A 14,249-nucleotide genomic window follows, 5' to 3' on the forward strand; every position below is an offset into this window, starting at 1 on the left:
TTTATTTTATAGAATAACCACCAAGAGCTAATTCCATATCATTCTTATATTTTGAACTTATTTCTTTAATTACTTTGTAATTGTTTAAAACAGTGCTCGATTTTACTCTATACCAACTACCTAATTGTTCGTTAATAACAGCTACACCATAGGAGAAATATACAAATCTTTTTCCTAAATTAGAAACACCAATATTTCTTTTTACAGTATATCCAATAAAATTGTGATAAGGATCATTTCCTACTATACTCATAGTTTCCAAAAGTCTTTGTTGATTTGTGTATGTATGTTTTCCATTAACTAAGCAATTTGTGGTATCTATACCGCACATTCCACCAAATCGGACAAGCCCTTCTCTATTCCAATAATATTGATCTCCGTTACTATCTTGAAATAAGGTTAATTCTGAAGTCCAACTAGGCTTAGCAAAAGCTAAAAGCTCATTATTCCTAACTAGCTTAAAGCTAGTTTGATACCCACCCTTAACTTGTTTCATTTCATCTACATTTAGAACTTTTACGCCTTGAGAATTATCACTTAAAGCACCATTACTAACTTTAGCTAAAAAATCCCCAGCAAAAGCAAAACTTACTAACAAAGAACCTAAAATTAAAGAACTTGCTAATTTTTTAAACATAATTTCTCTTTAATGTGATTTAAATTGTTGCATTTTCAAACTTTAATATCTATACTTTTTGGTGCAGAATTTAAAGAAAGAACTTTGTTAAATTCTCCTGCATCATCACTAAATTTCATACCAAAAAGAAGTTCTAATTCTTTACTTGTGCTAAATTTGCCTTCTAATAGTTTTTTTACAAGTTCGTTTCTTATATTATCATCTTTGTAAGTTTCTTTGTTTTTACTTTCTGCTTGTATAGGTTTAAAGGGTTTTTCTTTGTCTTCTTTTTGATTGTTTTTATTAGCTAAGAACCTATCTATATCTTCTTGAGTAAGTGACTTACCAAGTTCATTAAAAAATTGTTTTTCTCTTTGTGCCCTTTCAGCACCCCATATTTTCTCAAATTCATTCATACTTGTAAGAGTTTTTAAAAGATCAACTTTTCGTTTATGAAGTGCGGACAAATCTACGCCTTCTGTAAGATAGTCTGTGCCAAATTTATTAAGTATTTTTATTTCATCCTTGCTTAGTTTATCTTCCATATATCTTTTATATAAAGAGTTTTCTACTTCTTTTACATCAGAAGATCCATTATACCCTTGTTCTTCTTTGGTTTTTTCAGAGAAATTAAATTTTTTTATCACGGAATTAAAATAATTATCATCGTTTTTAAGCACAGATTTTTTATTGTTCGTGTTATTGCTTAGATAATTAATATTTGTATATTGAGTATCAAAATTTACCATAGAAAACCCTTTTTTTATGATATTTTATTAAAATAATCTTGGATTCCAACCACCCATGGCATCTTGTATAGAATTTTGATATTTATAAGCAATTTCTCTCATGATTGTATTATTATTTAACATAGGACTAGAATTATATTGATATATTTGTCCATTCTTTACATTATAAACACCGACTCCATAAGTAAATAAAACATAAGGCTGTCCTAAATTTGAGTATTTTATTTGTCTTTTTACCTTATATACAGGACGATATTCAGCAGGAGAATTAGCACTCGCTTGCAACCAAGAAATTAATCTATCTCTACTAGGGTTTGAGCATTTTTCATCTCCTGCACCACATAGACCCTTGTTAAGATTGCTAAGTTCGTATTCTGAAAAATCTGCAATTGCATAAACTTCTGAAATTAAATTTGGACGATCTTTAAAAAATTTAAAACCGACTAAATACCCACCCTTAACTTGTTTCATTTCATCTACATTTAGAACTTTTACGCCTTGAGAATTATCACTTAAAGCACCATTACTAACTTTAGCTAAAAAATCCCCAGCAAAAGCAGAACTTACCAACAAAGAACCTAAAATCAAAGAACTTGCTAACTTCTTTAACATAACTTCCTTTTTTAGCTATTTTTACTCTTTTTTAAAGAATATCACAAATTACATATTAAAATCAATTTGTTATTTGAAACATTTATTGTTTTAATGGAAAAAATCTAAAAATATTTAGAAAGGTAACAATGAAAAAGATTTTCTTAACATTTATGGTTTTACTTAGTTGTATTTTTGCTAGTGATGAACTAAGTATAGACAGTTTATTTAAAAAGCAAATAGGCTTAAGAAGTATCACAAGCTTTTCTTTGCTTAGTACAGGAAATGCAAATTCTTATGCACTTTATCCCAACATCATTGTAGGTAGAGATCCTACAATTTGGAATGATACAAAGCAAGTGTTTTTAACTCAAACTTTCATTTATACCCTAACACCCAAGTTCGATATACTTGTGTCAGGGAGCGGAAGTTATGCAAGAGCTGAATATACAAACTTTTTTACAAATGAGTATTCTAGTAAAAACAGAATATGTCTTGATGTTTATGGCTAGGTTTTATTTATACAGGAGATAGCATTGCAGATTTAATTCCACAAATTACCTTTCAAACTGCAGTCATTCAAAGAGAAAAAGCAATCAATCAAACCAAAAACTTTTATCTAAAATCACAAAGTCTACAAGCTAGTTTAAGGGGATATAGCGACCCTGTTGTATATAGCATTTATATCGGTTTTGGTTATAATTAATCAAGAAAATTTAAAACCCTTAAAATAGAGTATGGAAATAGTATTTATGTGGGTGGGGATTTATCTATCATACTAAGTCCTAAGATTACTTTGGATTTAGGAGCAGAGCAAAGATTTCAAACCGAGCAAAAAATCAATGGCTATCAAAATTCTGAAGTGCGTTCTATTCCAACTTTAAGTTTAGGTTCTACTTATAGCATTAATTCAGATACCGCAGTTTCTGTTAATGCTAGTTTTGGGGGAAGTTCTGCTTCGCCTGATAGTATATTTGGGATAAGCTTATGGAGAAAATTTTAAAAATTTTATTATTTTTATCCATTCTTTCTTTGAATGCAAAAGCAGAATGGGTAGTCAAGTCTTATCAAGAAATTAAAAACGAAAGAGTAATAAGACAAACTTACGAGCAATCTTGCGGGGCTTCATCTTTGGCAACTTTAATCAATATACTTGATGATAAAAAGTTTGATGAGCTTAAACTTTTACAAACCATGAGCGGACAAAAGCTTTATACGGATATGGTAAGCTTTGCAGATTTAAACGATGCAGTTAAAAAGCTAGGTTATGAAAGCAATTCCTATCAAATCAATAGAGAAAGCTTAGACAAGCTTGTAAATATTCCAATGCTTGTAAAAATTGAAGATAACCCACGCTTCCCACATTTTGTGGTAATTATTAATCACAAGGGGAATTATTTACAAGTGCTTGATCCAAGCCATGGAGAATACATAAGCTCTAAAAGTCAATTTTTTAGCATTTGGGATAGATATACTATGCTTTAATTGTTGCTCCTAAAAAAGAGTTAAAACCTTTCAAGCTAAACACTCCAAAATCTTTACATTTTGATTTTAAGCCTTTTAGCTTATATTGATTTTTATTGTTTTTTGATTAGAGAACTAATTTTTCATCTTAATTGCTCTAATCTTTCTTTTTTAGAGCCGATCTCAGTAATTTGTACTCCAAAATTTCCATCTACAATAACTACTTCCCCATAGGCAATCTTTTTATCACCTATTAAAATTTCTAAAGGATCATTAGCTAATTGATCAAGCTCGATAACTGAACCTATGTCCATAGTTAAAACATCCTTTAAAAGCATTTTTTTACTACCAATACGCACTCTTATAGGCAAACGCACATCCATAATCAAGCCGATATTTCTTAACTCTTCAACGCTTGCTAAGGTTTTATGGTCTTGAGTATGCTCTTCATGAGTTGTAACAATTTCTTCTAAATCAGTTTTAGTTAAAACTTTATAAATTTTCTCATCAAATACTAAGGAAATTTTCTCTTCTAAATCAGCTATTTTTACATTATATAAATATATTTTATGAAAGCTGCCAAGTTCTAGACTATCTGCAACAAATTCACAATTTTCTAAACTAAATTCCATTTTTGGAATTTCTTTTTGTGCACCTAAGGTTGTAGAAAATGCTGAAATGATATTTTGTATAGCTTCTTTAGCCGCGTCCATTTCATCTTCATTTAGCTCACTATTTTTAGAGATTTCTTCTTCTCCCATCATCCACTCACCAATTGCACTCATTAAAACCGCACTTGCTAAGATTTTGATTTTCATCTCATTATTGACACTAAAAGTAGCACTAACTAATGGCGGAGTCATAGAATCTTGAGAATTTACATCATACTCATAATACTCGCTAAATTCAGCACTTTTCCCTGTTAAGCCTTCTATTGTGCTTATGCACTCGTTGACAAATATGCCTAAAAAATCATTGATCATCTTCTTCCTCTTCTAATTCTTCATTTTCATCATAAGAATTTGCCTTTGCTCTTCTTTCATCTTCATATTTTTCAAGCATTTCTTTAATCTCATCTTTATCAGTTTTAATAAGTTCTAAGATTTTAATCGACTTTCTAAATCTATGAAGTCCTACTTGAGCTAAAAATACTTCTTTTTTATCTATGGCTACTATAGCTTTATCATCTGCACTTCTATCAAGTTTTAAAATATCTCCTTGTTTTAAATCTAAAAATTCATTTACATTGATAAAAGTTTTACCAAGCATAGCTTCATAAATCACTTCAGCACGACCGATCAAAGTTTTAAGTTCTTTGTTTCTTGACTTTTTAGCCGAAGTTTCACCCATCATAATATCACGATTTGCTAAACGACTCAAAATACTTTCCAAATGCACAACTGGATAGCATATATTTACCATGCCACTTGAATTTCCTATGATAATCTCCATTACCACCATAATAACAATCTCATTTTGAGAAACAATTTGCACAACATTTGGACTTGATTCTTTTGCTTCAACACTTGGATAAATTTCCGTAACATTCATCCAACTTTCTTTAAGTCTTTGCATAATAATACGCAAAATAGAATCAAGCAAGTTAAGTTCTATTTCTGTAAGCTCTCTTAAGGTGTCAAAACTTTCACCTTGACCACCTAAAAGTCTGTCTATCATAGGGAAAGCAATACTTGGATTGATCTCTAAAACACAATTTCCATCTAAAGGCTTAATAGAAAAAACATTAAAGCTTGTCGGTGAAGGTAAAGACATCAAAAATTCACCATAAGTCATTTGATCAACTGAGTGTAGTTTAATCTCAACTATACTTCTCATCATAGATGAAATTTGCGAAGCAAGATTTCTAGCTAATTTATCATGAATTCCTTTAATAGAACGAAGTTGTTCTTTTGAAACCCTATTTGGACGCTTAAAATCATATACTACAATATCTCTTTTATCTTCTATTTCTTCTAATTTTGAAGAAGCAGCACTATCATCGCTATCATCATCAACGACTTCTAAAAGAGCATCAATTTCTTCTTGGGAAAGTATTTCAGCCATTAAACTAGCCTTTCTCTAATCTTCTTAAGCAAACGCTTATGAATTTGTGAAATTCTTGACTCGCTAATCTCTAAAATCTCTGCAATTTCTTTTAAATTTAATTCTTCATAATAATAAAGCTGTATCACAAGCCTTTCTCTTTCTTTAAATTCTTCCAAAACCGCGTTGATTTTTTCTATTAATTCTTCTTTTTCTATTTGTTCTATAATATTACTATCATTAAAACAATTTAGCTGTTCATCCAAAGGCATAACAAGCGATATAGCATGAGCTGCTCTTGCTTCTTTTACCTTTTCTACTTCTAAATTTAATCTTTGTGCTAAATACTCATCATCAGGTTCTTTTTCATTTTCTTGATAAAACTCATCTATAATAGCGTCAATATCTTTGATGATTTTTCTATTGCTTCTACTCATTACATCAAGGCTTCTTAGATAATCAAGCATAGCTCCATTTACTCTTTTTCTTGCAAAACCCCAAAAATTGTCATTTTGTTCTTTATCATAGCGACGCGAGAGTTTAATCATCTCTTCTACGCCAATACTAATTAAATCATTTACATCAATACTTGCAGGCAAACGCTCTTTAAGTCTAAAAGCCATAGCTCTTAATGCGGGCATATAAGAGATGACTAAGTCATCTTGTTCTTTTTTTAGCGTAGAAGCATAAGCATTATGCGGCTGCATGTTTTACTTTTCTTTTTGAAGAGCTATCAAGTTTTTTAAGGTCTTCACGCTCTTCTTGAAGTTTTTCAAGCAAGTAATCCATTTTCTTTTCTCTTGCAGCTAATTCTGCTATAAAGCTATTATTTTCATTTTCATATTTTTCTTTATTAAAGCTTCTACCACTAATTTTATTTGCATCTACAAAAATCATAATTACTATATGGATTAACACATAAAATACAAAAGTAATCAAACAAGTATATACAACTATCTCTACTGCATCTTCTATATTAACTATGGTGAACATTAATCCTATAAAAAAACCACAAACAGTAAAAAAAGCAACAAAATTTTCTGGTCTCATCTTTTTCCTTCAATCTAAAAACGATCCAAAAGCTTTTTGAAAAAACTCATAATGCTTTTATCTCCCACATTATTAAGCACTTTTTGTTCCAACCTATATAAAAGCTTAGAAGCTATAGCTTTGAGCTCATCGCTTGCATTAGTATCATCATCACTAAATAAAGTTCTTTTTTTAATACTAGAACTAATATCTTTACTTTGACCTAAAAATCCTAAAAATTCTAAATTTAAATTATGCTTAATGTTAATATCTGCTACTTTTTTAATATTATCAAAAATTCTTAAAGCCTCATTTTCATTTCTAACTACATTAAATACCATTAATAAATTCTCTTTAGTCTTTGAAGTAGTTTTTATAGTAGCATAAGCATCGGTAATTGCGGCAGGATCAGGTACAGTTATGACAATAACCTCATCAGACATTTCTAAGAAATTCCCTATATTGCCACCAATACCTGCTCCTGTATCAATGATTAAAAAGTCTAAATCATCTAAAATACTTGTTTGATTTAAAAATCTCTCATAAATATTTTTATCATTGTATTTTAAAATTTCATCGCCACTCTCACCTGGGATAAGCCATAAATTTGGCTTGACTTCTATTAGAATATCTTCTAGTGAGCATTCACCTTTTAAAACATGTAAAAGGTTTTTTTCTACACGCACATTTAAAATCACATCTAAATTTGCAAGCCCTATATCTGCATCAAAAAGCCCTACTTTATATCCATTTTTAGCTAGGATGTTGCCCAAATTTGCACTAAAAGTACTTTTTCCAACCCCACCTTTACCGCTAGTAACTGCGATAAAATGGGTATGTTTTACATTTGAGTTTTCATTTTTTACTAGATCTTTTAATTTTTCTGCTTGATTACTCATTTTCATCCCTTCTAAAACCTTCTAACACACAACGCACCAAAAAGTCGCTATTTGCTACTTCTATATCATCAGGCACTTCTTGACCTATGGAAAAAAAGCTCATCGGAGTGCTAGTTTCATAAAGCAAAGAAAACACATTTCCAAATACTTTTGTTTCATCAAATTTTGTAATGATTAAAGTGTCTATATTTAAAAATGAAAAATTATTATAAGTTTCTAATAAATCTTCATATTTTGTATTTGCTGAAAGCACTAAATTCACATCAATTTGCGCATTAGAATGCGATAAAAATTCTTTTGTTTTTTCAAGTTTTGCCTTATCATACTGTGAATTTCCGGTTGTATCTACTAAAATAACCTCACAAGTATTTAAACTTCTAATCGCATCATCTAAGTCATTTGGCTCTATACTATCAATAATAGGAAGTTTCATCATCTTAGCATATTGAAAAAGCTGCTCTACTGCGCCTATTCTATAAGTATCAAGAGTTATAATACCGGTTTTATAGCGTCTATCTCCATAAGCATAGCGAAAAGCAAGCTTTGCTAAAGTTGTAGTTTTACCTACTCCTGTTGGACCTACTAACATCATGATTTTTTGCTTTTTAATTTCACTTTCTAAACGGCATGGAAGCATATTACGCAAAAGTGAGTAAAAATACCTTTGCACTGCTTCTTGATTTGCTTTCATAGTGCTTGGCATATTTTCAATAGTTGCTTTCATAATCGCTTCTAAATGCGCTTCTTGCATACCACTTGCTTTAGCTTGCTTATAAATACTTGCAAACTCAGGTGGTATAGCTAATTCTTTGCGTAAATCTGCCTTATCATCCCACATCATATCCACAAGTAAATTCATTTTATCATTAAGTTTGTTCATTTGTTTTTCAAAAGCTTCTATTTTTTTATCATAATTTGGATTTGGCATAGAAAAATCTTGATAGTTTGAAACCTTGCTAATTTCTGAACTAACTTGAGAAAGTTTGTTTTTTAAATTTAAAAAATTATCATCTTTTTTACTTGTATTTAAATAAGGATTAATAGGTTTTTGCTTAGCTTTTGAAGAAAAATCAAGCACCACATCTTCTTCTTTTTTTTCATCTTCAAGTTTTGGAGCTTGAATTTTAGCCTCAGGAAAACTTGCTGTGTTTGGTTTTTTCTTTGGTGGCATAGGCAAATTATTTTGTTTTAAATGCTCTTCATAATCAGCTTCTTCAATCGCCACTATAACCTCATACAAAGGCTTTTGATTGATAGTTTTTGGACGAATTTGCTTATTAGTTACTATCAAAGCCTTATCGCCATAATCTTGCTTGACCTTAGGTATAATCTCATCTGTGCTTTCAACCGTAAAAGTATGAATCAATTGTCCCATATTTTTCCTTATCTTAACAAGCCCAAAGGCAAAGTTACGCTAATTCTATCATTTACCCCCGCATGAGGCACTATGCAATACTCATCTTTACGCGCTTTTTTTGAAAAATACAACAAATCCAAATCAAGCGTTCTAGGAGCATTTTTAAAAGTTCTTTTTCTTTTGAATTTAAACTCATAAAAAAACAAAACTTTTAAAAGTGCTCTTGCATGCAAACTTGTGCTTACAACCATCACCGCATTAGTAAAGTCTTTTTGCTCTTCAAAGCCAAAAGCTTTATTAATCAAAAATGGCGATGTTTGCAATACTTGCAAGCGTTTATCTTGCATTAAAAGCCTAAATAAACTCCGAAAGCGTTTTTTTTCATCTTCTATATTGCTTCCAAGTCCTATAATGGCTATGTATTTTCCTTTTTTATCAGCCTTTGAATAAAAAGGAAAAAAACGAATTTTTTCTAACCTTCTAGCCCCTTTAATCAGCAAATTATAACACCACTGCCTTTTCTTTATCAAGATAGACCATATCTTCTATCCTAATGCCAAGTTTATCTTTGATATAAATTCCAGGTTCAATGGTAAATACCATACCTTCTTTTAGCTCATAATCACTTCTTGGACTAATATTTGGCAACTCATGTATATCAAGCCCCACTCCATGCCCTAAGCTATGAATAAATTCTTTTTCAAAACCTGCGTTTTTAATCACTTCTCTTGCGATAAAATCAAGCTCACTTGCCATCATACCAACACGTGCTTTTTCTATAGCTTGAAGTTGGGCTTGCTTAACCACCTCATAAATTTGCATAATTTCTTTGTCTTTAAAATTTGGCTTATTTTTATCAAACACTATGCCACTCTCATCAAAACAAGCCGTTCTTGTGCGATCAGAACAATACCTTTGATAAACCACACCCGCATCAACTAATAACAAATCTCCATACTCTAAACATTTATCACTAGGTAAAGCATGTGCTTTAGCCGCATTTTCATTAATAGCTACAATAGGTGAAAAAGAAAGTCCTAAAGCACCTTTTTTTTGAAAAATTTCACATGCTTTAAAATGTAATTCTTTTTCGCTTTTTCCATGGCCTTCTTGGCTGATAAATTTAGCAAATTCTTCAAAGCATTCTTTACCAAAATTTACAGCCTTTTGCAAAAGTTGTAATTCCTTAGCATTTTTTATAATGCGTTTGTTTTTACTTAAGTCTAATTTTTCCTCAAAAACGATATTTGCACTTTTACTAAGTTCTTTAAATTCAAAATAACTAAAGTCTTTTGGGTCAAAACACACCCTATCAATCCCTGCTTTTTCTAAAAGCTCTCTAGCACTAGCAAAAAGATCTTGCGCTAAAACTACCTTAGCATTTTTTATCATTTCACTAGCTTCAAAGCTATATCTTGCGTCAGTGATGAAAAAAGCTTTATCTTCAAGTTTTAAAAACAAAGCATTATCGCAAGAATAGCCGCACTCATAAAAAAGTGCATTTTCGTTTTTTAAGATAAAATTCATTGATTTGCTTGTTGTGCTTTTGCTTGAGCTGCTTTATATGCATTGATTTGATCAAAAATTTGGAAAAGTCCCATTAGAGCCATATGATAACCAAAAGGACCAAAACCTACCACGCTACCTGCACAAACTGGTGCTATCATACTTTTTTGTCTGAATTCTTCTCTTCTGTAAGTATTGCTAATATGCACTTCAATCACAGGCATATTAATCGCCGCAATCGCATCACGGATTGCTATAGAAGTGTGTGCATAAGCAGCTGCATTAATAATCACTCCATCTACACTGCCTAAGCATTCTTGAATTTTATCAACTAGCTCACCTTCAAAATTACTTTGAAAAAACTCAATCTCCACATTAGCTTGTTTTGCAGCTTGTTTCATTTGCTCGTGGATATCTTCCATTTTCATATTACCATAAATGTGAGTTTCTCTTACACCAAGCATATTAATGTTTGGTCCTTGTATCACCATAACTTTCATAATCTAACCTTTATTTAGTAAAATTTACTATATTATAACACTTTAAAGCTAAATTTTAGCTACAATTTACCTTTTTAAAGGATGGAAAATGTTTATAATAGCACCCAAAATCATCCTAACTTGTGATGATAAATTTAGTATTTTAGAAAAAAAAGCTATTCTTTTTGATGATAATATTTTAGAAATTGATAGCTTAGAAAATTTACAAAAATCCTATCCGAAAGCCAAGCTTATACCAACTCCAAAAGATACCTTACTTTTACCCGCCTTTATCAACCCGCACACACATTTAGAATTTAGTGCAAATAATGGAAATTTAGTCTTTGGAGACTTTTTAAAATGGCTTGATAGCGTTTTTAATAACCGCGAGCAATTAAACGAAAAAGCCAAAGAAAAATTAATCTCACAAAATATTCATAAAATGCTAAAAAGCGGCACTGCTACTATAGGAGAAATTTCAAGCTTTGGGGGCGATTTAAACCCTTGTGTAAATTCACAAGCTAGAGTGATATTTTTCAATGAAATTTTAGGTTCAAATGAAAATTTTATCCAAGCAAAAAAAGAGGAATTTTTAACTCGTTATGAAAAAAGCATGCGTTTTAAAACTTCTAAATTTATCCCTGCTATTTCAGTGCATGCACCCTACTCAACCCACCCAGAGCTTGCTAAATTTGCTATAAAACTTGCTAGAGAAAACGATCATTTACTAAGCACACATTTTCTTGAAAGCAATCATGAAAACAACTGGCTAAGGTTTAAAAAAGGTGGTTTTAAAAAGAGCTTGGCTAAATTTAGCAAAAATCCTATGCCACTTTACACTCCGCAAAGCTTTTTAGAGCTTTTTAAAGATCAAAGGACTTTATTTACACATTGTGTGTATTTCAAAGAATGGAATTTGCTAGATAAAAATCTGCACTCAATTACGCATTGTGCTTTTTCAAATAGGCTTTTAAGTAAAAATACTTTTAAATTAAAATCTGCTTTAAAAAATGGTATTAATATCCATCTAGGAACCGATGGCTTAAGCTCAAATACTTCTTTAAGTATGCTTGATGAAATGAGAGTAAATTTACTTATACATGATGATTTTGAGTTAGAAAATTTTGCCAAAATGTTACTTTTAATGGCAACAAATAAAGCCGCAAAAGCCTTAAATTTAAACCTAGGTCAAATTCAAAAAGGCAAAATAGCTGATTTTAGTCTCTTTGCTTTACCAAATAGTGCAAATTTAAAACAACTTCCTTTGCAATTTATCTTACAAAGCAAAGAAGTGTTAAAACTTTTTATAGAAGGAAAAGAAATAATATAAGCATCTTAAACAAGAGTTTCTAATCAAAATTAAAATATTTCTGTTATACTTAAAAATTATAAGAATCTTTAATAAAATTTAAGAAAGTCATATGAAAAAATATTTAATAATATTTATTTTTATAACTCAAATTTTAGCTTTAAATGATTTTGAAGTTATTAATGTTCACAAAGCACACGATCTTAATATCACAGGAAAAAATATAAATGTAGGTATTATAGATTCTGCTTTTAATGCAAATCATCCTAGTTTGCAAGGACAAATCATAGAGCAACAATACTCAACAGTAAATAATAAACCTTATACTCCTGATCTAACAGTAGACACTCACGGATCACATGTAGCAGGAATTATACTTGGTAATTTTAAAAACATTAAAGAACCATATGGGATTGCTTACAATGCGAAAATGTATGGAATTCAAATTTTTGGCTATAACAATGGAAGTCAAAAAATAATTCCTTATAATATTTATGATTATTTTAAAGATAAAGAAATAAAAATAATCAATAATAGCTGGAATACGCAATTATATCCAATAGTAGGAATGAGTCAGCTCGGATGGTATGTATCAGATCTTAAAAAGCAAAATTCTAATTATTTTTTAAATTTAGCAAACAACAATAAACCGCTTGAAGGGATTATAAAGTTAGCAAAAGAAAAAAACATTCTAATACTATTTGCAGCTGGAAATGAGGGTATAGTATCACCTGGATTTAATGCTACTCTTCCTTATTATGATGAAAATTTAAGATCATGGCTTAGCATTGGAGCCATTGATTCTTCTAAAATTACAAAAGATGAAAATGGAAAACTTATATTATCCTCTAAAGCTATAGCATCGTATAGTAATGGATTAAAAGGAGTTGAAAATTTTTCATTAGTAGCACCTGGAAGTTTTGTTAATTCAGTTAATGCTGCTTATAATATACAACCCATTTTTGGAAGACCTGATAAAAATTTATATGTTAAAATGAGTGGTACTTCTATGGCAACTCCTATGGTAAGTGGAGCTGCTGCTTTAGTGTCAGAAAAATTCCCTTTTTTAAATGGAAAACAAATAGCTGATGTTTTATTAAGTACAGCAAATAAAAATTACAAAACTCCAAAACTAACAGTAAAAGAAACTCAACTTCTTAATACTTCCAATGGAAGAAAACAATCCTATTATACTATTATTTATATAGATACGCCTATCCCTGATGATAAAAATAAAATAAAACAAGATTTGATAGATGCTGGATATTGGAGTTTTGAAGCAGATAAGATATTAAACAATCTAATCGACAAATATCCACTTATGCAAAATGCCAATGAAGACTACAAAGGAATACAAACTCTCAAAAAAGAACAAATCTTAGGACAAGGCATTCTAGACATTGAAAAAGCCATAAATGGTATAGGAATTTTAGATGCAAATAGATTAAATTCACAAGATATTACCGATACTTATGGTAAAAAAGAAGCTTACTATACTATAAATACTCAAGGATATAACGCGACTTTTAGCAATGACATATCTCAAAAAAAATGGGATGATAGTTTACATAGACTCGATGCTTTAAATTCTCCAAAAGATGAAATACAAAATTTAAATATTGGATTTATCAAAGATGGTCAAGGGAGGTTAATTTTAAGTGGAGAAAATACTTATCTTGGTAAAACTATAGTAAAAGAGGGTGAGCTTTCCCTAATAAAAACACAAAATAATAAAGGAATTATAAGTGGAGAGGTTAAAGTTTTAACTAATGGTAAATTTAGCGGAAATGGTTTAATAAAAAATAATTTATACAATCAAGGAATTGTGAGACCTGGAAATCAAGACTTAAGTGATTTAATTGTAGAAGGTCTATATAACCAAAAAAACAATGCTATTTTGCAGCTTGATTTTGGAAATAATGGTAATTCTAAACTTATAGCAAATTCTTATCAAATAGAAGGTGGTAAATTACAATACATACCATTACCTATGTTTTACACTAGTGGCAATATAATTACTATAAATTTAGCTGGATTAAAAAATAATATAAATGACTTTGAAAAAGTTGAAATATCAGGAAACAATAGTATTGATTTTGTTGCTGTATTGGATGAAGATAAAGTTAGTATTAATAAGCCCGCGCCTGAACCAAAACCTGAACCAAAACCTGAACCAAAACCTGAACCAAAACCTGAACCAAAACCTG

At 30.3% G+C, this 14,249-nt stretch carries 14 protein-coding genes and 2 pseudogenes; 4 read left to right on the forward strand and 12 right to left on the reverse strand.

Features of this window, described 5'->3' with window-relative positions; all coding sequences use genetic code 11:
- Position 1: 1 nt before the first annotated feature.
- From L8W69_RS02235 to L8W69_RS02245, 3 genes are read right to left on the reverse strand one after another with little or no spacing between them, the layout of a single operon-like run.
- Positions 2-637, reverse strand: coding sequence for a hypothetical protein (locus L8W69_RS02235; protein WP_263666335.1), 636 nt, complete (start codon positions 635-637; stop codon positions 2-4).
- Positions 638-672: 35 nt separating this feature from the next.
- Positions 673-1,365, reverse strand: a complete 693-nt coding sequence (locus L8W69_RS02240; protein WP_263666336.1) for a hypothetical protein — start codon at positions 1,363-1,365, stop codon at positions 673-675.
- Between the two features lie 27 nt (positions 1,366-1,392).
- Positions 1,393-1,977: a hypothetical protein gene (locus tag L8W69_RS02245; RefSeq protein WP_263666337.1), complete on the reverse strand. Its 585-nt coding sequence runs from the start codon at positions 1,975-1,977 to the stop codon at positions 1,393-1,395.
- Between the two features lie 128 nt (positions 1,978-2,105).
- Between L8W69_RS02245 and L8W69_RS02250 the strand changes: the two are divergent.
- Positions 2,106-2,959, forward strand: a pseudogene (locus L8W69_RS02250) (hypothetical protein).
- Positions 2,944-3,530, forward strand: a pseudogene (locus L8W69_RS02255) (C39 family peptidase). Before L8W69_RS02250 ends, L8W69_RS02255 begins: the two co-directional pseudogenes overlap by 16 nt.
- A 33-nt stretch (positions 3,531-3,563) precedes the next feature.
- On the opposite strand, the gene fliY reads toward L8W69_RS02255, so the two are convergent.
- From fliY to aroQ, 9 genes are read right to left on the reverse strand one after another with little or no spacing between them, the layout of a single operon-like run.
- Positions 3,564-4,403, reverse strand: coding sequence for a flagellar motor switch protein FliY (gene fliY, locus L8W69_RS02260; RefSeq protein WP_263666338.1), 840 nt, complete (start codon positions 4,401-4,403; stop codon positions 3,564-3,566).
- Positions 4,393-5,484 (reverse strand): flagellar motor switch protein FliM, encoded by a 1,092-nt coding sequence (gene fliM, locus L8W69_RS02265; RefSeq protein WP_133319625.1) that lies wholly within the window; start codon positions 5,482-5,484, stop codon positions 4,393-4,395. Before fliM ends, fliY begins: the two co-directional genes overlap by 11 nt.
- Positions 5,484-6,170: an RNA polymerase sigma factor FliA gene (locus tag L8W69_RS02270; protein WP_133319626.1), complete on the reverse strand. Its 687-nt coding sequence runs from the start codon at positions 6,168-6,170 to the stop codon at positions 5,484-5,486. Before L8W69_RS02270 ends, fliM begins: the two co-directional genes overlap by 1 nt.
- Positions 6,157-6,513, reverse strand: a complete 357-nt coding sequence (locus tag L8W69_RS02275; RefSeq protein ID WP_133319627.1) for a hypothetical protein — start codon at positions 6,511-6,513, stop codon at positions 6,157-6,159. The genes L8W69_RS02270 and L8W69_RS02275 overlap by 14 nt, the downstream gene beginning before the upstream one ends.
- Positions 6,514-6,527: 14 nt before the next feature.
- Positions 6,528-7,391, reverse strand: a complete 864-nt coding sequence (flhG, locus tag L8W69_RS02280) for a flagella biosynthesis ATPase FlhG (RefSeq protein WP_133319628.1) — start codon at positions 7,389-7,391, stop codon at positions 6,528-6,530.
- Positions 7,384-8,766 carry a flagellar biosynthesis protein FlhF gene (gene flhF / locus L8W69_RS02285; protein ID WP_039667960.1) on the reverse strand — a complete coding sequence of 461 codons (1,383 nt, stop codon included), beginning with the start codon at positions 8,764-8,766 and terminating at the stop codon, positions 7,384-7,386. The genes flhG and flhF overlap by 8 nt, the downstream gene beginning before the upstream one ends.
- An 8-nt stretch (positions 8,767-8,774) precedes the next feature.
- The gene (gene folK, locus L8W69_RS02290; protein WP_220566782.1) at positions 8,775-9,248 is read right to left on the reverse strand and encodes a 2-amino-4-hydroxy-6-hydroxymethyldihydropteridine diphosphokinase; all 474 of its coding nucleotides are present in this window, start codon (positions 9,246-9,248) and stop codon (positions 8,775-8,777) included.
- Between the two features lies 1 nt (position 9,249).
- The gene (locus L8W69_RS02295) at positions 9,250-10,275 is read right to left on the reverse strand and encodes a M24 family metallopeptidase (protein WP_263666339.1); all 1,026 of its coding nucleotides are present in this window, start codon (positions 10,273-10,275) and stop codon (positions 9,250-9,252) included.
- On the reverse strand, positions 10,272-10,754 hold the full coding sequence (aroQ, locus tag L8W69_RS02300) for a type II 3-dehydroquinate dehydratase (RefSeq protein WP_039625266.1): 483 nt from the start codon (positions 10,752-10,754) through the stop codon (positions 10,272-10,274). Before aroQ ends, L8W69_RS02295 begins: the two co-directional genes overlap by 4 nt.
- A gap of 88 nt (positions 10,755-10,842) precedes the next feature.
- Between aroQ and L8W69_RS02305 the strand changes: the two genes are divergently transcribed.
- Both L8W69_RS02305 and L8W69_RS02310 read left to right on the forward strand, forming a co-directional pair.
- A complete protein-coding gene (locus L8W69_RS02305) occupies positions 10,843-12,063 on the forward strand; it encodes a metal-dependent hydrolase (RefSeq protein ID WP_263666340.1) in 1,221 nt (406 codons plus the stop codon).
- Between the two features lie 91 nt (positions 12,064-12,154).
- A partial coding sequence (locus tag L8W69_RS02310) for a S8 family serine peptidase (RefSeq protein ID WP_263666341.1) occupies positions 12,155-14,249 on the forward strand: 2,095 nt, incomplete at its 3' end.

This window comes from Campylobacter sp. CNRCH_2016_3089, assembly GCF_025772505.1.
GTDB lineage: Bacteria > Campylobacterota > Campylobacteria > Campylobacterales > Campylobacteraceae > Campylobacter_D > Campylobacter_D lari_D.

Excerpts from the sequence above, each read along its gene's own strand:
- L8W69_RS02235 (WP_263666335.1), bottom strand. The coding sequence starts at position 637 with ATGTTTAAAAAATTAGCAAGTTCTTTAATTTTAGGTTCTTTGTTAGTA.
- L8W69_RS02240 (WP_263666336.1), bottom strand. The coding sequence starts at position 1,365 with ATGGTAAATTTTGATACTCAATATACAAATATTAATTATCTAAGCAAT.
- L8W69_RS02245 (WP_263666337.1), bottom strand. The coding sequence starts at position 1,977 with ATGTTAAAGAAGTTAGCAAGTTCTTTGATTTTAGGTTCTTTGTTGGTA.
- fliY (WP_263666338.1), bottom strand. The coding sequence starts at position 4,403 with ATGATCAATGATTTTTTAGGCATATTTGTCAACGAGTGCATAAGCACA.
- fliM (WP_133319625.1), bottom strand. The coding sequence starts at position 5,484 with ATGGCTGAAATACTTTCCCAAGAAGAAATTGATGCTCTTTTAGAAGTC.
- L8W69_RS02270 (WP_133319626.1), bottom strand. The coding sequence starts at position 6,170 with ATGCAGCCGCATAATGCTTATGCTTCTACGCTAAAAAAAGAACAAGAT.
- L8W69_RS02275 (WP_133319627.1), bottom strand. The coding sequence starts at position 6,513 with ATGAGACCAGAAAATTTTGTTGCTTTTTTTACTGTTTGTGGTTTTTTT.
- flhG (WP_133319628.1), bottom strand. The coding sequence starts at position 7,391 with ATGAGTAATCAAGCAGAAAAATTAAAAGATCTAGTAAAAAATGAAAAC.
- flhF (WP_039667960.1), bottom strand. The coding sequence starts at position 8,766 with ATGGGACAATTGATTCATACTTTTACGGTTGAAAGCACAGATGAGATT.
- L8W69_RS02295 (WP_263666339.1), bottom strand. The coding sequence starts at position 10,275 with ATGAATTTTATCTTAAAAAACGAAAATGCACTTTTTTATGAGTGCGGC.
- aroQ (WP_039625266.1), bottom strand. The coding sequence starts at position 10,754 with ATGAAAGTTATGGTGATACAAGGACCAAACATTAATATGCTTGGTGTA.
- L8W69_RS02305 (WP_263666340.1), top strand. The coding sequence starts at position 10,843 with ATGTTTATAATAGCACCCAAAATCATCCTAACTTGTGATGATAAATTT.